The following is an 18,666-nucleotide window of genomic DNA, read 5'->3' as shown; positions in this document are numbered from 1 at the left end:
GGCTTACGCCAGAATGCCGCTCAGGCCATGCAGGCTCATGTAAATTCCTACCACGGTAATCAGCGCAGCGGAGATCCACGGTGCCTTACGGGAGAATTCGCTAAACCCGGGCCAGCGTTTGGTCGCGTGCTTGAGGCTTAAGGCGGCAATCGCGCCGGAAGCGACCAGCGTTAACGCCAGACCAATACTGAAGCTGAACACCAGCGTCGCGCCGAGGGCGAAATGCTTAAGCTGCAGGCAGATCAGCAGCACGGTGATGGACGCCGGGCAGGGGATAAGTCCGCCGGTCAGGCCAAACATCATAATCTGTCCGGTGGTGACATTTTGACCGCTGAAGCGGCGGTTAATATCCTGCGCGTGAGCGCGCTGGTGGGCGTCCTGCCACTCTTCTTCAATCAGCGTGTGTTCGTGGTGATAATGATCATGATGGTGGTCATGGTCATGGTCATGGTCGTGGTGGTGGTGGTGATGGCGATCATGGTCGTGATGATGATCGTGCGGCTGGCTCTCTTTCCAGGTTCGCCACGCCATCCACAGGGCGATCGCAACGATCAGCACCCCGGAGATCAGCTGGAACCAGGGTTCGGACGTATGCGCATCCCAGCCCCGACCAAACCATAATCCCGCCATCGCAACGAGCCAGACCACCGCCGTATGGGAGAGCGTTGCCGCCAGGCCAAGCAGTACCGCCTGTTTCAGCGTGCCGCGGATGGCAACAATAAAGGCTGCCATCATTGTCTTTGAATGGCCCGGTTCTAGGCCATGCAGCGCACCGAGCAGGATAGCGCTGGGAACAAACAGCCAGGCATTGCCCTGCTGAAGAAGTGAAGCAAAATCGGTCATGGGAAATTCCGGAGTGGAAAGCGTGCGGAGATACTACTCCCCCCCAGTAGCTTAATACTACCCCCCAGTAGAAAAATACTCAGGGGGAGTAGAGCGTGATATGCTTTAAAAGCCAAAAAATTAGGGATACAGAGATGTCACATACCGTTAGAGACCAGAAGATGTTACTGACTCGCCTGAAGAAAATTCAGGGGCAAAGCACCGCGCTGGAAAAAATGCTTAACAGCGATCACGAATGCGCCGAGGTGTTACAGCAGCTGGCGGCGATCCGCGGGGCGGTCAATGGCATGATGATGCAGGTGATCGAAGGGCATTTAACCGATCACGTGGTGAAAGAGCCTGAAGAAGCGCAGCGTGAAGCCGATCTTGGCGTGGTGTTGCGGGTGATCAAATCCTATCTCAAGTAGCGTGCGTGCCGAGGTTATTTTCTGCCCAAAGAATAAATTCCGTTTTTGGCAGTGCCTTGCTGTAGTACCACCCCTGCCCGTACTGCACGCCGTGACGGTGTAGCCAGGCGAGCTGCCCTGCGGTCTCGATGCCCTCCGCCACCATCGCCAGCTTCAACGACTTTGCTATTTCAATGATGTGCGGCGTCACGTTTTTATACTCCAGCGCATCGACGAACGATTTATCAATTTTTAGCGTGTCGACGTCCAGATCCTGCAGATAGCTCAGGCTGGAATAGCCCGTGCCAAAATCATCAATATAGACAGGGTGGCCTGAACGGCGAAACGCTGCGATAGCCGGTGCGCTAATTTTGGGATCGGCAAAGCCGCGCTCGGTGAGCTCAAGGGCGATTTGTCGGGGATGTATTTGCCACTTATTCAGTAGCTGACTCAGTAAAGGTGGCAGGATGCCGGAGGTTAAATCGGCAGGGGCGAGGTTAATGGAGATATGCTGATCGGGATGGCGTTGCAGCCAGTGGCCCATATCTTCAAACACCTTTTCGATGACTAACTGCGTCAGCTGCGAGATGAGCCCCGTTTGCTCGGCAAGGGGGACAAAAATATCCGGCGAGAGGCTGCTTCCGTCTGGCTGCGGCCAGCGCGTCAGCGCTTCTGCGCCCACAATTTTTCCGCTACAGAGCGCCACGATGGGCTGATAGTGAACCACAAAATCCCGGCTGTTAATGGCGTCAAGCAGGCGATTGCGAGGCGACTGGATACGACGCAGGATCCGCAGGACAAACAGCGCGGCGAGCAGACTTATTAACATGCCGAACGGTAACCAGAAAAGAAGCTGCCGGTGCCAGGTTTCAGCCAGCGGTTTGAGCGTTGCCCATGCGACGACGGTAAATCCAAGCTCAGGTACAGACTTCATGACGTACATTGAACCGTTGTACTGCACGCTTTTAACATCCCGCTCCTGGACCATGTCGCGGATGTGAGAATTAAGCTTACTGCTGCTGGCGAATATGCGGTGTGTTGTAGTGCCTACCAGGGCAGCATCAATCGCTATCTCGCCGAAAGGGATAACGTCCACCAGCGAGGCAGGATCGACCATGACAAGGTAGTGACCTTTTCCCAGCACGGCCATGTAGCGGTTAAACCCAAGATCGTTTTGCGTGGTCAGCCATGCGCTGTAACCATCTTCGGTAATGCGCATCGGAGGGGGGAAAGGGGGGGCATGACTGGTTTGCTCGAGGGAGGAGCAGAGCGGCTGAAGGTTATCGATATAAATCACTTCCTGAACATATCGCCACGAGAAAGCGACCCGGCGCATCTCTCTTAACTGCAACGGGCTACACGGCACCCCTTCAAAGGCCTGCAGGTGATCGAGCGCTTCTTTTGCCTGATCCACAACTCTGTCGGTTCTTACCAACACGCGTGACGCATAGTTATCCAGCGCATTGGCAAACTTATCTTCCGCCTGGCGATGGGCCAGCCAGATGCTCAGGCAAATGGGAACCAGCACAGAAAAAATAAGTATGCCAGTCACCAGACTGACCAGATGTCGGGTTTTCATGCTGTCGTGTCCTTCCTCGTATACCCGTTCCTGGGCATTGAGTTCCTTGCCTGAAGAGAAAGATTTTACCGCGAAATGATATAGTTATAGCACGTGGGCAGCCAGGTTTTCATTTTATCTCAGGCAAACGAGAAAATATCGCCCGGCGAGAGGGGGTTGTTTTTTCGAACTGGCCTGGATATTATTTTGTTATGTTATAACAAAACGCAAAGGATTTACGATGAAGCCTGATATCCATCCAGCCTATCGCACCGTGGTATTCCACGACACCAGCGCTAATGAATACTTCAAGGTTGGCTCAACCATTAAGACCGACCGCGAAATTGAACTCGACGGTGAAACGTATCCGTACATCACCATTGAGGTTTCTTCAAAATCGCACCCGTTTTATACCGGCAAGCAGAAAACGTTCTCCACGGACGGTAGCGCCGCGCGCTTCCGCAAGCGTTTTGGCGGTTTTCTCAATGCGAAGCGGGGCTAACCATGCAGGTACTTAACTCATTACGCAGTGCAAAGCAGCGTCACCCGGATTGCCAGATAGTCAAACGCAAGGGACGCTTATACGTGATTTGCAAATCTAATCCGCGCTATAAGGCGGTTCAGGGACGTAAAAAAAGACGCTAGACGCGCGTTTCTCGCCAGCTTTCCAGGGATCTTTTCTGTTTGCCATCGGCAGTAAAATTGTCGGTGGCAAGCCAGCTTTCAAAGGCGCTCGCCAGCGCCGGCCACTCTTTGTCGAGAATAGAAAACCAGTCGGTATCCCGGTTACGGCCTTTTATGACCAGCGCCTGGCGAAAGCGCCCCTCAAACTGAAAGCCCAGACGCAGCGCCGCTTTACGGGAAGGCTCGTTCAGGCTATTGCACTTCCATTCATAACGTCGGTAGCCCAGGGTATCGAACACGTACCGCATCAGCAGATATTGCGCCTCTGTCGACCCTGGCGTGCGGCTTAACAGAGGAGAGAAGTGAACGTGCCCCACTTCCACGACCCCGTTTTTAGGATCGATCCGCATCAGGGACAGCGTCCCGACAGGAGACTCGGTCTGGTTATCCATAACGGTAAAGTGGATGGGATCGGATAACTCACTTACGCTCGCCACCCATTTGGCAAACTCTTCTGCGGTGGCATCGGGTTCACGCAGTAGCCACGTCCAGCTGCGGGTATCTTCGGCCAGGGAATAGGCGGAGAACAACGCGTGGGCATGCTCCACGCGCAGCGGCTCAAGCCGACAATAGTGACCCTGAAGGACCACCCGGGACGGGTGTTGACGAGGTTGCCAGTCGATAAGGGCTTCGCCTACAGGCTGTCCAAACTCATTGAATGTATTCATGTTTATTTCCATGTCGTTGAAAAGAACTCCAGATTAGTGAATTGCTGGTTCCTTAAAAAGAACCACCAGGCTATGTTTTTCTGGTACCACTAGGAGGAAAGATGAATATACCGGGTGATGAGCTTTACACTTTGCTCCATGCTGCGCTGAAAAAGCGTGGGCAAGAGACGCTCCAGCGCACGCTCTATCATGCTTTGCGGGAGGCGATACTGTGCGGCAGGCTTCGGTCCGGCAGCCAGCTGCCCGGTTCGCGAACGCTGGCGCAGCAGATCTCGGTTTCCCGAAACACCGTCAATGCGGCGCTGGACCAGCTCACGCTCGAAGGTTATTTGCTGCGTAACCGTCAGGGGACACGGGTGGGGCAATTCGCTCATCGTACGATTGCCCGAACGCTGCCGGAGCCTGACGTCAGGCTGACAAAACGTGTCGCCCTGCTGCCCGCCCCTGTGCCGCGCGATACCCCTGTGATGGCGTTCACGCCGGGAACGCCTGCCATTAACTATTTCCCCTTGCCGCTGTGGCGGCGATTGTACGATCGTGTTCTGCGCGAGGAGGGAAGTGCCCTGTTAGGCTATGGTGACCCGGCCGGTGAACCGTCTCTGCGGGCAGCGATTGCCCGGCATCTCGCCTTGTCCCGCGGTATCGACTGCGACGCCAGCCAGATTGTGCTCACCGAAGGTGCGCTCGAGGGGGTCAATCTCTGCACGATGATGTTAAGCGAGCCTGGCGATGTCGCCTGGGTAGAAAACCCGGGCTATAGCGGGGCAAAGAGTGCGTTTGTTAAAACCGGCCTGGCGATGACGGGGATACCGGTTGATGACGAGGGAATGTGCTGGGAAGGGCTGGATGCGCCTGCCCCCTCAATGATCTTTACATCGCCTTCGCATCAGTTCCCTTACGGGAGCGTGCTCAGCGCGCGGCGGCGGCTGGCGCTGCTTGACCTGGCCCGGCAGCACAACGCGTGGATCATTGAAGATGATTACGACAGCGAGTTCCGTTATGCCGGTGAGCCCGTACCGGCGATGCTGGGAATGGTCAACAATGCGCCCGTTGTGTATCTGGGGACGTTCAGTAAAACGCTGTTTCCGTCACTTCGCATGGGGTTCATGGTGTTACCGCCAGCGCTGGCTAAGGCGGTTCGTCCGGCCATCGGCTCGCTGTTGCGGGGTGGGCATCGTGCCGAACAGCGCACCCTGGCGCTGTTCATTGAAGAAGGTCATTACGCCCGCCACCTTGCCGCCATGCGTCGGCTGTACCGTAAACGCTACCGCCAGCTGCGGGAGGTGCTGGGCGCCGAGCTTCATACTCCGCACCGCATTCTGGCAGGCGAAGGTGGGATGCATCTGACGCTGGCGATAGACGGTATTGACGACCAGAGGCTGGTGGCGAAGGCGAGAGCGTTTCAGCTGGCACCCGCTGCACTGAGCGGGTATTACCTGGAGGCGAAGCAGGGGCAAACCGGGCTGGTTTTAGGTTACGGTAATACCTCTGCTTCTCAGTTTGCGCCGGGGATCCGACGTCTGCAGGCGTTAATTACGCAGCAGCAGGGCGAGAAAGGGTAAAGACATCATAGAATGAGAGCTGTCCTTTGGTGGAGACCATTTTCTGCAGCTTCTCTTTTTGCCCGGCTTCAACTGCCGGAGAGTGCATGATGTTTTCGATCAGCTCCTCTGGCACGTAACGCGTGTTGTACCATTCGCCGTTATAGCAGACCCGAAAATCGAGCACGTCGATATCTTCGTAACGGTAGCGCGGATTCACGTCGAAAAAGAAAAAGGCGTTAAAGACGACAAACAGTACAACCAGCAGCCAGACGGAGTCCACCAGCGTTTCGGACTTCAGCATAACAATAAGCGTCGCCAGCCAGGCGGCATACATGGCGACAAACAGGCCAGGATGTTTGCGAATAAAGCTAATGCTAAAGCGCGGGCGATTATCGCGCTTTTCGCGGAGGTTAAGATCGTCGATGGTGGCGGTAAGCAGGCGCTGTATCTCGGTCATTTTTTGCCTTCATGAGAGTTGACAATACAGGGTGTCTGCCAATTTTAGGGGAGCCATCAGGCTGAAAAAAGTAACAGTCTGGCGCTAAAAGACTATAACAGTTGACTCCCCGCGACTTCACAGCGCTTTGATAATTTTTGCCGGGTTGCCGCCAACGACGACGTTAGCCGGGACGTCTTTCGTCACGACCGCGCCGGAGGCCACCACCACATTATCACCAATGGTGACGCCAGGGTTAATGACCGCCCGGCCACCAATCCAGACGTTATTTCCAATATTGACGGGTTTTCCAAACTCCACGCCGCTGTTTCGCTCCTCCGCATCCAGCGGGTGGGTTGCCGTATAAATATGAACACCCGGCGCGAGCATACAGTTATCGCCAATATGAACAGGGCAGACATCCAGCATTACGCAGTCGAAGTTAGCGTAAAAGTTTTTGCCCAGATAAATGTTATATCCGTAGTCGCAGCGGAAGCTCGGCTCTATATAAGCGCCTGCGCTTTGTCCGAGAAGTTCCGCCAGAATGTTCTGGCGTTCTGTTTTTTCATCAGGCGCAGTGTGGTTATAGCGGTAAACCAGATGGCGGGCCCGCAGTCGGTCAGCCCGTAATGTCTCATCGCCGGGGCGATAATGTTCACCGGCAATCATTTTCTGTTTTTCTAAGCTCACTGGAAACCTCTCTGGATGTTATTACCGCAGATTAATCGGAACTGGCCAGAAGGGGAACGTTCCCGGAAAGCCGATGTGACCATCGTCACAACATTGCTGTTGTTGAACGCGTTTTACACGGAGACCTGGCGTACGCACAGGGGGCATAACGGGATAGGTAAAACTCAGAACGAGGCGTAGAACTCTACAGACACCCTTCAAAGATTAACGGACAAATTTCCACACAGAAGTAGGGATTTTGTCATACAGCTTATTCATTGTTAGTTCAGCAAGACGATGGTCAGCGGCTGAATAAAATACCGCCAGTTCATTATCAGAAAGCTCGTATTTATTCTTTTCAATGACGCGTTCAAGCGTGTCAATTGACTGACAACGTCGTAAGCGCATCAAATAATCGATCTTTGTGAGTGGTTTATCAGACATAAATTCACCTTAGTAATTGTAATAATTTTAACAGGAAAGACTCACCGGGTTAGCTCTGCTCACGTTGACGAAACAGCGGAATAGCCGATTTCCCGATTTACGCCATTTTTGCAAATCCTGAGCGTTAATGCCGTAACTACTGAACAACATAAAGGTGTCGTCCAGGTATTCATCAATTTGCTCGATGAGCTTATTATCTTCATTGTACTTAATTTTATAATTAAGTGCGAAGGTTGCGATATGCTCTATCAGCTCATTCAACTGTAAATTGATGGCAGACGTTGGATCGTTTACCCAGCCATGGTTACTTTCATCAAGATTGGCAAGGCAGTCATGGTACAAGGATTCGCAGAGAAATTTCAACTGCGCGATATCATGCCTTTTTGGCGAGTACTCGTCCATAGCGCATCCCCTTCTGAGTGATTTCTTACTCACCGAACATCATTGTCGGGATGGATACAACTGACTTAGCTACATGAGTGCTGTGTTCCTGATAACCTAACTATAAGCCACTCCTTCCTGGATTTCATCGCGCTATTACGAAAAATTACAAATAAAACCGCAGGCTGGGGGCTTGAACGCAAATGGTCGTCCTGGACTCAACGTTTTTATCCAAATTAACGACGGTGCTTTATCGCTTCCTTACGTTTCATTGGCTTAGCAAAAATGATGAGAAAAGTTCAGATTAAGACTTATCTTTGTAAGAACTTCTTATTAGGAATATTCCTAATACTTTAAGCGGGGAAATGAAATTAAAAAAATCCCGATTTCACCGATTAAGTTATCAGTTAATTATGATATGTCTATTTAAGATGGCAGAAAATAAATTGAACCACAATAAGCGTAATTTATGATTTTTTCTGAAAATGAAAAAGGCCGCTAATGCGGCCTTTTTATCATGTGAAACCGGTATCAGTGAGGTTCTACCGAATGACTGTGTTCAACATCTTCATTCTTTCGGCTAAAGCGGCGGCGAACCACCACGAAGAACACCGGTACGAAGAAGATGGCCAATACGGTCGCGGTAACCATACCGCCCATAACACCAGTACCTACTGCGTTCTGCGCACCGGAGCCCGCTCCGGAACTGATAACCAGCGGCAGTACGCCGAGGATAAACGCCAGTGACGTCATCAGGATCGGGCGCAGACGCATACGAACCGCCTCAAGCGTCGCCTCAATAAGACCTTTGCCTTCTTTCTCCATCAGATCTTTGGCGAATTCAACGATAAGTATCGCGTTCTTCGCCGACAAGCCAATGGTTGTCAGCAGGCCTACCTGGAAGTAAACGTCGTTGGTCAACCCACGGAACGTCGCCGCAAGCAGCGCACCGATAACCCCGAGTGGAACCACCAGCATAACGGAGAACGGAATCGACCAGCTCTCGTACAGTGCCGCCAGACACAGGAAGACCACAATCAGTGAAATGGCGTACAGAGCAGGGGCCTGGTTACCGGACAGACGTTCCTGATAGGACATACCGGTCCAGTCATAGCCGATACCCGCAGGCAGTTTGCTCGCCAGCTCTTCCATCAGGTTCATGGCTTCACCGGTGCTTCGGCCCGGTGCAGCCTGACCCAGGATCTCCATCGATGGCAGACCGTTATAGCGTTCCAGACGCGGTGAACCGTATTCCCAGCGTGACGTTGAGAACGCCGAGAACGGAACCATCTGACCATTGCTGCCGCGCACGAACCAGCTGTTGATATCGTTCGGCAACATACGGTACTGCGCCTCTGACATCACGTACACTTTCTTCACACGACCGCGGTCGATGAAGTCGTTAACGTAGCTACCGCCCCAGGCTGCGCCCAGCGTGGTGTTGATGTCACTGATGGATACGCCAAGCGCTTGGGCTTTCTCCTGATCGATGTCGATTTTGTACTGCGGCGTATCTTCCAGGCCGTTTGGACGTACGCCGACCAGCAGGTCAGGGTGTTTAGCGACTTCACCAAACAGCTGGTTACGCGCCTGCGTCAGTTTCTCGTGACCGAGGCCACCCTGGTCAATCAGCTGGAAGTCGAAGCCGGTCGCGGTACCCAGTTCAACAATCGCTGGCAGGTTAAAGGCGAAGACCATCGCATCTTTAATCTGCGAGAAGGTGCCCATTGCACGGCCGGTGATGGCTTCAACCTTGTTCTTTTCGCCCGGACGTTCAGACCAGTCTTTCAGAGAAACGAAGGCAATACCGGTGTTCTGACCACGACCCGCAAAGCCAAAGCCGTTAACCGCAAACACGGATTCAACGTTGTCTTTCTCTTTGGTGAGATAGTAGTCCGTCACTTCATCCAGCACTTTCTGGGTACGCTCTTGCGAGGCACCTGCCGGAAGCTGCGCCATCGTCAGGAACACGCCCTGGTCTTCATCCGGCAGGAACGAGCTTGGCAGACGAACGAACAGGAAAGCCATGCCCACCACGATGATGATATAGAGCAGCAGGTAACGACCGGTGCTGCGCAGGATGTTACCCACGCTGTCGGTGTAGTGGTGCGTGCTTTTATCGAACATGCGGTTAAACCAGCCGAAGAACCCTTTGTGCTCGCCGTGACCGCCTTTCTGAATCGGCTTCAGCATGGTGGCACACAGGGCAGGGGTCAGGATCAACGCCACCAGCACCGACAGCGCCATCGCGGAAACGATGGTAATGGAGAACTGACGGTAAATCGCACCGGTAGAGCCCCCGAAGAAGGCCATCGGAATGAATACCGCAGACAGCACCATCGCGATACCAACCAGCGCGCCCTGGATCTGACCCATCGATTTACGGGTCGCTTCCTTCGGCGGTAGACCTTCTTCTGCCATGACACGCTCGACGTTCTCGACCACCACGATGGCGTCATCCACCAGCAGGCCGATGGCGAGCACCATCCCGAACATCGTCAGGGTGTTTATCGAGTAGCCAAATATCGACAGGATCGCAAAGGTCCCGAGCAATACCACCGGCACGGCAATCGTTGGGATAAGCGTCGCACGGAAGTTTTGCAGGAACAGGTACATAACCAGGAAGACGAGGATGATCGCCTCAACCAGCGTCTTAACCACTTCGTGAATCGAAATTTTGACGAACGGCGTGGTGTCGTACGGGTAAACGATTTTCAGACCTGACGGGAAGAACGGCTCCATCTTCTTCAGCTCTGCGCGGATCGCCGTGGCGGTGTCCAGGGCGTTAGCGCCTGTCGCCAGTTTGATACCCAGACCGGAAGCCGGCTTTCCGTTAAACTTCGCGATGATGTCGTAGTTCTCACCGCCCAGCTCGACTTTCGCCACGTCGCGCAGGCGAACCTGCGAACCGTCCTGATTCACCTTCAGCAGAATTTTGCTGAATTCATCGGCAGAGGTCAGACGGGTCTGCGCGATGATCGAGGCGTTAAGCTGCTGGCCCTTCACCGGCGGCGTACCGCCTAACTGACCGGCCGCTACCTGGGCGTTCTGCGCTTTAATCGCGCTGATCACGTCAACCGGGGTCAGCTGGAAGTTGTTCAGCTTGTTCGGATCCATCCAGATACGCATCGCGTACTGGGAACCGAAGAGCTGCACGTCACCCACACCGGAAGTACGGCTGATGGCGTCCTTCATGTTGGCGCCCACGTAGTCGGAAATATCCTCCTGCGTCATGGTGCCGTTGGTGTTGATAACCCCGACAACCATCAGGAAGCTGCTGGACGATTTCTCGACGCTCACGCCCTGCTGTTGTACTTCCTGCGGCAGCAAAGGCATCGCCAGCTGCAGTTTGTTCTGCACCTGAACCTGCGCAATGTCAGCATCCGTACCTGACTGGAAGGTCAGGGTGATCTGCACCGTACCGGTAGAGTCACTGTTTGAGGACATGTACATCAGGTTATCGATACCGTTCATGTTCTGTTCGATAACCTGGGTGACGGTGTCCTGCACCGTTTTCGCATCAGCCCCCGGGTAGGTTGCGGAAATTGTCACCGCCGGTGGCGCAATCGTTGGATATTGCGCGACAGGCAGCTTCAGGATCGCAAGTCCCCCGGCCAGCATGATGATAATGGCGATCACCCATGCAAATATGGGGCGATCGATAAAGAAATTAGGCATGTCTTAACGGCTCCTGTTTAAGTTAAGACTTGGTTTGTTCTGACTGGCCAGCGGCCGAAGCTTGTTGTTTATCGTCAGATTTCACTTCCTGTGCTTTAACCTGCGCGCCAGGACGAACTTTTTGCAAACCAGTAACAATAACGCGATCGCCATCTTTCAGACCTTCCGTCACCAGCCATTTATCGCCAATCGCCTGGGTGGCGGTGATATTGCGCGTTTCGACTTTGTCATCAGCCCCAACAACCAGCGCGCTCGCATCGCCGCGTGGCGTACGGGTCACACCCTGCTGTGGAACCAGAAGTGCGGTTGGATTTGTTCCTTCCTCCAGACGTGCGCGAACGAACATACCTGGCAGCAGATTTTTGTCAGGGTTCGGGAAAATCGCACGTAAGGTGATGGAACCGGTGGTCTGGTCGACCGTCACATCAGAGAATTCCAGGGTACCTTCCTGCGGGAACTTGATACCGTCGTTGGTAATCAGCTCCACTTTTGCTTTGCCGTTTTCCTGTTTCAGGGTGCCGTTAGCCAGCTCCTGTTTCAGGCGCAGGAAATCGTTGCTGGACTGCGTCACATCAACGTAGATCGGATCGAGCTGCTGCACGGTCGCCAGCGCAGTGGTCTGACCGTTCTGCACCAGAGCCCCTTCCGTGACGGAAGACTTACCAATACGTCCGCTGATAGGGGAGGTCACTTTGGTATAGGCCAGGTTAATGCGCGCGGTTTCGACGGCCGCTTTGGCTGCCACCACGGCTGCGTTAGCCTGCTGTGCATCTGCCAGGGCGGTATCGTAATCCTGTTGGCTGATGTACTTAGTGCCGAGCAGTTTTTGGTAGCGGTTCAACGTCAGCTGAGCAATTTTAGCCGCGGCCTGTGCTTTAGCCAGATCGCCTTTCGCGCTTTCATAAGACGCCTGATAGGTTGCGGGATCAATCTGATACAGAGACTCACCGGCCTTCACATCACCGCCTTCGGTGAAGTTACGCTTCAGGATAATGCCGCTAACCTGAGGACGCACTTCCGCAATGCGGTAAGCATTTGTACGGCCTGGTAATTCGGTGGTGATTTGTAGAGGTTCAGATTTGAGCGTCACGACGCCTACTTCTGGCGCCTGCTGAGCTCCTTGTTGAGCCGGTTTGTCGTCACATCCTGTTAGCGCTAAGCTGCCTGAGAGCATCAGAACGACCGCCAGAGGCGTTAACCCTCTGTTTTTGTTCATATGTAAACCTCGAGTGTCCGATTTCAAATTGATCAAGGGTCCTGAGTCTAAAACCCATTGCTGCGTTTATATTATCGTCATGCTATGGTACATACATTCACAAATGTATGTAAATCTGACTCCTGTAAATTCACCCACCTATGGCACGAAAAACTAAACAACAAGCGCTGGAAACCCGACAACACATTCTGGATGTGGCAATACGTTTGTTCTCTCAGCAGGGTGTTTCTTCTACCTCGCTGGCGCAGATTGCTCAGGCTGCCGGTGTGACGCGAGGAGCGATTTACTGGCATTTTAAAGATAAGTCAGATCTGTTCAGTGAAATCTGGGAGCTTTCAGAGTCCAGCATTAGCGATCTCGAGAGTGAGTATCGGGCAAAATTCCCTGACGATCCACTCTCAGTATTGAGAGAAATATTAGTATATATCCTTGAAGCAACGGTAGTTGAAGAACGTCGCAGATTAATGATGGAGATTATTTTTCATAAATGCGAGTTCGTGGGCGAGATGGCGGTTGTGCAGCAGGCACAGCGCAGCCTAAGCCTGGAGAGCTATGACCGTATTGAACAGAACCTGAACCTTTGTATGCAGGCAAAACTATTACCGGCCAATCTCTTGACCCGACGAGCGGCAATCCTGATGCGCAGCTACATTTCAGGTCTGATGGAGAACTGGCTTTTCGCGCCGCAATCCTTTGACCTTAAAGAGGAAGCCCGCAGCTACGTGGCGATTTTACTGGAAATGCTGCAGCTCTGCCCCACGCTGCGCAGCGACGCGCCTTCGCTAACGCCCTGATCCCTTTCCAGGATTTATCTCAGAGGATAACGTTCGCGCTATTCTGCTTTCGGCGAGCGTGATATTCTTCACGCCGGACTATTTTCGGTCATCTTCTGACATCATTCACAACTATGCTGCCCATCAATCGCTCGCAACATCCTGTTTTTGCATTGCTCTTTGCGATGCTATTTTTCTTCGCCACGGCGCCGCTGACCTGGGCCCGCGCCGATAACAGCAACGATATTCCCTCGCGCGGCGATGTTCAGTCGCAGCTCGACACGCTGAACAAACAAAAAGATCTCTCCCCTCAGGAGAAACTCATCCAGCAGGATCTGACAGAAACGCTGGAAACGCTGGATAAAATTGAACGCGTAAAAGCAGAAACCGTCCAGCTTCGCCAGAAGGTGGCGCAGGCACCTGAAAACATGCGTAAGGCCACCGAAGCGCTGAATGCCCTCAGCGATGTGGATAACGACGACGAGACGCGCAAGACGCTCTCGACGCTCTCCTTACGTCAGCTCGAGTCCCGCGTGGCTCAACTGCTCGACGACCTGCAAACCGCACAGTCGGATCTCGCAACGTATAATAGCCAGCTTGTCTCTCTGCAGACCCAGCCCGAGCGCGTGCAAAACGCGATGTACGCTGCGTCTCAGCAGCTGCAGCAGATCCGCAACCGTCTGAACGGCACGACGGTCGGCGAAGGCACGCTGCGCCCGACGCAGCAAACCCTGCTGCTGGTTCAGCAGACCTTGCTCAATGCGCAAATTGAACAGCAGCGTAAAAGCCTGGAAGGGAATACGGTGCTGCAGGACACCCTGCAGAAACAGCGTGATTACGTCACCGCGAATATCAATCGCCTCGAACACCAGCTTCAGCTGCTGCAGGAAGCGGTTAACAGCAAGCGCCTGACGCTAACGGAAAAAACCGCCCAGGAGGCCGTATCGCCTGACGAAACCGCCCGCATTCAGGCGAATCCGCTGGTGAAACAGGAGCTCGAGGCCAACCACCAGCTTAGCCAGCGCCTGATACTGGCAACGGAAAACGGCAACTCGCTGGTTCAGCAAAATATCAAAGTGAAGAACTGGCTGGATCGCGCCCTGCAGGCTGAACGCAACATCAAAGAGCAGATCGCGGTCCTGAAGGGCAGCCTCCTGCTGTCGCGTATTCTCTACCAGCAGCAGCAGACGCTTCCGTCCGCCGACGAGCTGGAGGACATGACCAACCGCATTGCGGATTTACGTCTGGAACAGTTTGACGTCAACCAGCAGCGCGATGCCCTTTTTCAGAGCGATACCTTTGTCGCCAAAATTGAAGAGGGGCATTCCAGCGACGTGAACCCGGAAGTGCACGACGCGCTGCTCCAGGTCGTGGATATGCGTCGCGAGCTGCTGGACCAGCTCAATAAACAGCTGGGCAACCAGCTGATGATGGCCATTAACCTGCAAATCAACCAGCAGCAGCTGGTGAGCGTCTCGAAAAGTCTGCAGGAAATCCTGACCCAGCAGATTTTCTGGGTGAACAGCAACAAGCCGATGGACTGGGACTGGGTCAAATCCTTCCCTGAGACGCTGAAAACGCAGATCAAGAGCATGAAGATCACCGTAAACTGGGAGAAAGCCTGGCCTGCGGTAATGATTGCTTTCCTGGCCGGTTTACCGCTGCTGCTGATTGCCGGCCTGATCCGCTGGCGTCTGGGCTGGCTGAAAAAATACCAGGCGAAGCTGGCCTCCGAAGTAGGGCAGCTGCGCAACGATAGCCAGCTCCATACGCCAAAAGCGATTCTGATCGATCTTATCCGCGCCCTGCCGGTGTGCCTGATTATTCTGGCCGTGGGCCTGATTCTGCTCACCATGCAGCTCAACGTCAGCGATCTGCTGTGGGCGTTCAGTAAAAAACTGGCGCTGTTCTGGCTGGTGTTTGGCGTTTGCTGGAAGGTGCTGGAAAAAGACGGCGTGGCGGTGCGTCATTTCAACATGCCTGCGCAGCTGACCAGCCACTGGCGTCGGCAGATTGTGCGCATCAGCCTCGCGCTTCTGCCGCTGCACTTCTGGTCGGTTGTTTCTGAACTTTCCCCGCTACATCTGATGGATGATGTGCTGGGCCAGCTGGTGATCCTGCTGAACCTGCTGCTGATTGCGATCCTGATGTGGCCGATGTGCCGCGACAGCTGGCGTGATAAAGAGTCCCACAATATTCGTCTGGTCACCGTGACGGTGCTGGCGATCATTCCGCTGGCGCTGATGGTGTTGACGGCAACGGGTTACTTCTATACCACGCTGCGCCTGTCCGGGCGCTGGATTGAAACAGTCTATCTGGTGATCGTCTGGAACCTGCTTTATCAGACCGTGCTGCGCGGCCTGAGCGTGGCGGCCCGCCGCATTGCCTATCGCCGCGCCATCGCGCGTCGTCAGCATCAGGTGAAAGAGGGGGCCGAAGGCGCGGAGCCACAGGAAGAGCCGACCATCGCGCTGGAGCAGGTTAACCAGCAGACGCTGCGCATTACCATGCTGGTGATGATCGCCCTGTTTGCGGTGATGTTCTGGGCTATCTGGTCCGATCTTATTACCGTTTTCGCCTATCTCGATAGTATTACCCTCTGGCAATACAACGGTACCGAAGCGGGCGCTGCGGTCATGAAAAGCGTGACCATGGGCAGCCTGCTGTTTGCGCTGGTGTCGTCGGTGGTCGCCTGGGCGCTGATCCGCAACCTGCCAGGCCTGCTTGAAGTGCTGCTCCTGTCACGTCTGAATCTCCGCCAGGGGGCGTCCTACGCCATTACCACGATCCTCAACTACGTGATCATTATTGTTGGGGCGATGACGGTCTTTGGCTCGCTTGGCGTCTCGTGGGATAAACTGCAGTGGCTGGCGGCGGCCCTCTCGGTCGGTCTTGGTTTTGGCCTGCAGGAGATCTTCGGTAACTTCGTGTCCGGCCTGATCATCCTGTTCGAACGTCCGGTACGTATCGGCGATACCGTCACTATCGGCACGTTCTCGGGAACTGTCAGCAAGATCCGTATCCGCGCTACCACCATTACCGACTTCGATCGTAAAGAGGTGATCATCCCGAACAAAGCGTTCGTGACAGAGCGTCTGATCAACTGGTCGCTCTCGGATACGGTAACGCGCGTGGTGATCCGCCTGGGCGTAGCCTATGGATCGGATCTGGATAAGGTGAAAGAGGTGTTGCTGAAGGCGGCGTCTGAGCATCCGAAAGTGATGCACGATCCGGCTCCGGCGGTGTTCTTTACCACCTTTGGGCCGAGTACGCTGGATCACGAGCTGCGTTTATACGTGCGAGAACTGCGCGACCGCAGCTACACGGTGGATGAACTTAACCGTTCTATCGATCGGCTGTGCCGTGAAAACGATATTAATATCGCCTTCAACCAGCTTGAGGTTCACCTGCGTAACGAGAAAGGTGATGAGCATACGGAAGTGAAGCGCGACATTAAGGGCGACGACCCGACTCCGGCTTAATCTATTTTCCCTCTCCCCCTGGGAGAGGGTTAGGGTGAGGGGGAAGTTTCCCCTCAAAATCCCGCCGTACAATCTCCAGTGCCTTAAGCACCGTCCCGGCGGGGATCTCATGATTCTCCAGCAGCATAATCAAATCGACGGCCAGCTTGACCTCATCGGGTGCATTTTCCAGTGACATGGGTGTGGCTCCTGTTAACGGGTCAAACGTTCGATGACATGCTCAATCTCATCCAGCGCCTGACGGCAGCGGACTATACGTCCTTCCAGCGCGCTAATCTCGCGCATCAATAGCTGCTGCTCTTCCAGCGTTTCGCTGTGGTTCAGACGCACTTCGCGTTCGCGCTTCATCTCAAACAGCCGGCGCTCAAACTCCTGGTTCTCCAGCCGCTTGCGCTGCCATTTACCGAGTCCCGGCGAGGCGCTGTCCCAAGCGCGCAGCGGCCAGGCGGTAATCTCGCGATGCAGGGCGGTGATCTGCTCAGTGAGATGCTCTGCAAGCCACGCCACCTGCTCCTGCTGTTCACTCTCAACCGCATGGCGAAGCTCGTCGAGGTTCGTCTGCGCTTCAGCAAGGTAATCCTGAATGACGGTGCTGCGGGTACGAAAAAGCTGCCGGTCAAAGCGCGGCTTCAGCGTGGCGTGCCCCATTAGCGGCGTGGCCTGCTCCCGCAGAGCAATCAGCTGATTTTGCAGCCTCTCAAGAAGCAGTGCTGTTTTCAAGGCGCTCTCCAGTGGTAAAGTAGCCGTTCAGTTTGATAACGATTCGCATTATGAAGCGTACTATTTTAATCATCATTGGCTGGCTTGCGGTAGTGCTTGGCACGCTGGGGGTGTTTTTACCCTTGCTGCCGACCACGCCATTTATCCTGCTGGCGGCCTGGTGCTTCGCCCGCTCGTCGCCGCGTTTTCACCACTGGCTGCTATACCGCTCATGGTTTGGCGGCTATCTGCGGCACTGGCAAAAACACCGGGCCATGCCGCCCGGCGCGAAGCCGCGCGCGATCGCAGTGATTCTCATCACCTTCGCTATTTCATTATGGCTCGTGAAAATGATGTGGGTACGTATTCTGCTGCTGGCGATCCTGACCTGCCTGCTTTTCTTTATGTGGCGGATCCCCGTGGTTGATGAAAAGCAACAAAAGCACTGAAGCCTCATCATGGCTGTTGCAATTATCACGCGCAGCCAGTAAATTCGACCGTTTTCGAGCACAGGTGCGCCTGGTCAAAGGTTAAACAATTGTTGCCTTGGCCGACTCGTTGCGCGCTGTGAGTAACACTGTTTCATTTAGGCAAAACCGATGACCGCAACTGCACAGCAGCTTGAATATCTGAAAAACAGCATCAAAAGCATCCAGGACTATCCAAAGCCTGGCATTCTTTTCCGTGATGTCACCAGCTTGCTGGAAGACCCGAAAGCGTACGCGCTCAGCATTGAACTGCTGGTCGAGCGTTATAAAAACGCCGGGATCACCAAAGTAGTAGGTACCGAAGCCCGTGGCTTCCTGTTTGGCGCACCGGTTGCGCTGGCAATGGGCGTGGGTTTTGTGCCGGTGCGTAAGCCGCGCAAACTGCCGCGTGAAACCATCGCAGAAAGTTACGAACTGGAGTACGGCACCGATCAGCTTGAGATCCACGTTGACGCGATCAAGCCTGGCGACAAAGTGCTGGTGGTTGACGATCTGCTGGCGACCGGCGGCACCATTGAAGCGACCGTGAAGCTGATCCGCCGTCTGGGTGGGGAAGTGACCGACGCGGCCTTCATCATCAACCTGTTCGATCTCGGCGGTGAACAGCGCCTGGAAAAACAGGGTATTACCAGCTATAGCCTGGTGCCTTTCCCGGGTCACTAATCCCGGTTTTCACAACCTCGCTCAATGGGTGAGGTTGTGATAGCATTCCCCTCC

19 protein-coding genes are annotated in these 18,666 nt (G+C 54.2%); 8 read left to right on the top strand and 11 right to left on the bottom strand.

Annotation, left to right across the window (positions count from 1 at the left end; all coding sequences use genetic code 11):
* Positions 1-3 precede the first annotated feature (3 nt).
* Positions 4-843, bottom strand: a complete 840-nt coding sequence (locus tag ACWYRJ_RS04090; RefSeq protein ID WP_249575786.1) for a nickel/cobalt efflux protein RcnA — start codon at positions 841-843, stop codon at positions 4-6.
* Positions 844-977: 134 nt separating this feature from the next.
* Between ACWYRJ_RS04090 and ACWYRJ_RS04085 the strand changes: the two genes are divergently transcribed.
* Complete coding sequence (locus ACWYRJ_RS04085; RefSeq protein WP_111963398.1) at positions 978-1,250, top strand: metal-sensing transcriptional repressor; 273 nt, start codon at positions 978-980, stop codon at positions 1,248-1,250.
* Here the strand turns inward: ACWYRJ_RS04085 and ACWYRJ_RS04080 are convergent.
* Positions 1,243-2,808 carry an EAL domain-containing protein gene (locus ACWYRJ_RS04080; RefSeq protein WP_111963397.1) on the bottom strand — a complete coding sequence of 522 codons (1,566 nt, stop codon included), beginning with the start codon at positions 2,806-2,808 and terminating at the stop codon, positions 1,243-1,245. The genes ACWYRJ_RS04085 and ACWYRJ_RS04080 overlap by 8 nt on opposite strands.
* Positions 2,809-3,028: 220 nt before the next feature.
* On the opposite strand from ACWYRJ_RS04080, the gene ACWYRJ_RS04075 reads away from it, so the two are divergent.
* Entirely contained in the window at positions 3,029-3,289 is a 261-nt protein-coding gene (locus tag ACWYRJ_RS04075; RefSeq protein WP_010428154.1) for a type B 50S ribosomal protein L31, read from the top strand.
* Positions 3,290-3,291: 2 nt separating this feature from the next.
* Positions 3,292-3,432 carry a type B 50S ribosomal protein L36 gene (gene ykgO, locus ACWYRJ_RS04070; RefSeq protein WP_111963396.1) on the top strand — a complete coding sequence of 47 codons (141 nt, stop codon included), beginning with the start codon at positions 3,292-3,294 and terminating at the stop codon, positions 3,430-3,432.
* Here ykgO and ACWYRJ_RS04065 read toward each other — a convergent pair.
* A complete protein-coding gene (locus tag ACWYRJ_RS04065) occupies positions 3,429-4,139 on the bottom strand; it encodes a GNAT family N-acetyltransferase (protein WP_115874370.1) in 711 nt (236 codons plus the stop codon). The genes ykgO and ACWYRJ_RS04065 overlap by 4 nt on opposite strands.
* 101 nt (positions 4,140-4,240) lie before the next feature.
* On the opposite strand from ACWYRJ_RS04065, the gene pdxR reads away from it, so the two are divergent.
* A complete protein-coding gene (pdxR, locus tag ACWYRJ_RS04060) occupies positions 4,241-5,701 on the top strand; it encodes a MocR-like pyridoxine biosynthesis transcription factor PdxR (protein ID WP_149366105.1) in 1,461 nt (486 codons plus the stop codon).
* Here pdxR and ACWYRJ_RS04055 read toward each other — a convergent pair.
* The 6 genes from ACWYRJ_RS04055 to acrA form a co-directional block, all read right to left on the bottom strand.
* The gene (locus ACWYRJ_RS04055; protein WP_023310598.1) at positions 5,673-6,140 is read right to left on the bottom strand and encodes a YlaC family protein; all 468 of its coding nucleotides are present in this window, start codon (positions 6,138-6,140) and stop codon (positions 5,673-5,675) included. The genes pdxR and ACWYRJ_RS04055 overlap by 29 nt on opposite strands.
* 117 nt (positions 6,141-6,257) lie before the next feature.
* A complete protein-coding gene (gene maa, locus ACWYRJ_RS04050; protein WP_111963392.1) occupies positions 6,258-6,809 on the bottom strand; it encodes a maltose O-acetyltransferase in 552 nt (183 codons plus the stop codon).
* 204 nt (positions 6,810-7,013) lie between these two features.
* Complete coding sequence (locus tag ACWYRJ_RS04045) at positions 7,014-7,232, bottom strand: HHA domain-containing protein (RefSeq protein WP_008499287.1); 219 nt, start codon at positions 7,230-7,232, stop codon at positions 7,014-7,016.
* 27 nt (positions 7,233-7,259) lie between these two features.
* The gene (gene tomB, locus ACWYRJ_RS04040) at positions 7,260-7,634 is read right to left on the bottom strand and encodes an Hha toxicity modulator TomB (protein WP_008499288.1); all 375 of its coding nucleotides are present in this window, start codon (positions 7,632-7,634) and stop codon (positions 7,260-7,262) included.
* Positions 7,635-8,144: 510 nt separating this feature from the next.
* Positions 8,145-11,291 carry a multidrug efflux RND transporter permease subunit AcrB gene (acrB, locus tag ACWYRJ_RS04035; protein WP_029741964.1) on the bottom strand — a complete coding sequence of 1,049 codons (3,147 nt, stop codon included), beginning with the start codon at positions 11,289-11,291 and terminating at the stop codon, positions 8,145-8,147.
* A 22-nt stretch (positions 11,292-11,313) separates the two neighbouring features.
* Positions 11,314-12,507, bottom strand: coding sequence for a multidrug efflux RND transporter periplasmic adaptor subunit AcrA (gene acrA / locus ACWYRJ_RS04030; protein ID WP_023310601.1), 1,194 nt, complete (start codon positions 12,505-12,507; stop codon positions 11,314-11,316).
* Positions 12,508-12,647: 140 nt separating this feature from the next.
* Here acrA and acrR point away from each other — a divergent pair, with 140 nt between their 5' ends.
* Positions 12,648-13,301: a multidrug efflux transporter transcriptional repressor AcrR gene (gene acrR, locus ACWYRJ_RS04025; RefSeq protein ID WP_111963391.1), complete on the top strand. Its 654-nt coding sequence runs from the start codon at positions 12,648-12,650 to the stop codon at positions 13,299-13,301.
* Between the two features lie 113 nt (positions 13,302-13,414).
* Positions 13,415-16,762 (top strand): mechanosensitive channel MscK, encoded by a 3,348-nt coding sequence (gene mscK / locus ACWYRJ_RS04020; protein ID WP_111963390.1) that lies wholly within the window; start codon positions 13,415-13,417, stop codon positions 16,760-16,762.
* 1 nt (position 16,763) lies between these two features.
* On the opposite strand, the gene rsmS is transcribed toward mscK, so the two are convergent.
* Positions 16,764-16,940 (bottom strand): pleiotropic regulatory protein RsmS, encoded by a 177-nt coding sequence (gene rsmS / locus ACWYRJ_RS04015; protein ID WP_111963389.1) that lies wholly within the window; start codon positions 16,938-16,940, stop codon positions 16,764-16,766.
* A 14-nt stretch (positions 16,941-16,954) separates the two neighbouring features.
* On the bottom strand, positions 16,955-17,482 hold the full coding sequence (gene priC, locus ACWYRJ_RS04010) for a primosomal replication protein N'' (protein WP_111963388.1): 528 nt from the start codon (positions 17,480-17,482) through the stop codon (positions 16,955-16,957).
* 50 nt (positions 17,483-17,532) lie between these two features.
* On the opposite strand from priC, the gene ACWYRJ_RS04005 reads away from it, so the two are divergent.
* Positions 17,533-17,910 (top strand): DUF454 family protein, encoded by a 378-nt coding sequence (locus ACWYRJ_RS04005; protein ID WP_024906851.1) that lies wholly within the window; start codon positions 17,533-17,535, stop codon positions 17,908-17,910.
* 150 nt (positions 17,911-18,060) lie between these two features.
* Positions 18,061-18,612 (top strand): adenine phosphoribosyltransferase, encoded by a 552-nt coding sequence (gene apt, locus ACWYRJ_RS04000; protein ID WP_000127359.1) that lies wholly within the window; start codon positions 18,061-18,063, stop codon positions 18,610-18,612.
* Positions 18,613-18,666: the final 54 nt, after the last annotated feature.

This window comes from Enterobacter sp. (assembly GCF_977039595.1).
Note: the sequence above shows the minus strand (reverse complement) of the source record. Positions and strands in the feature narration are given on the sequence as shown.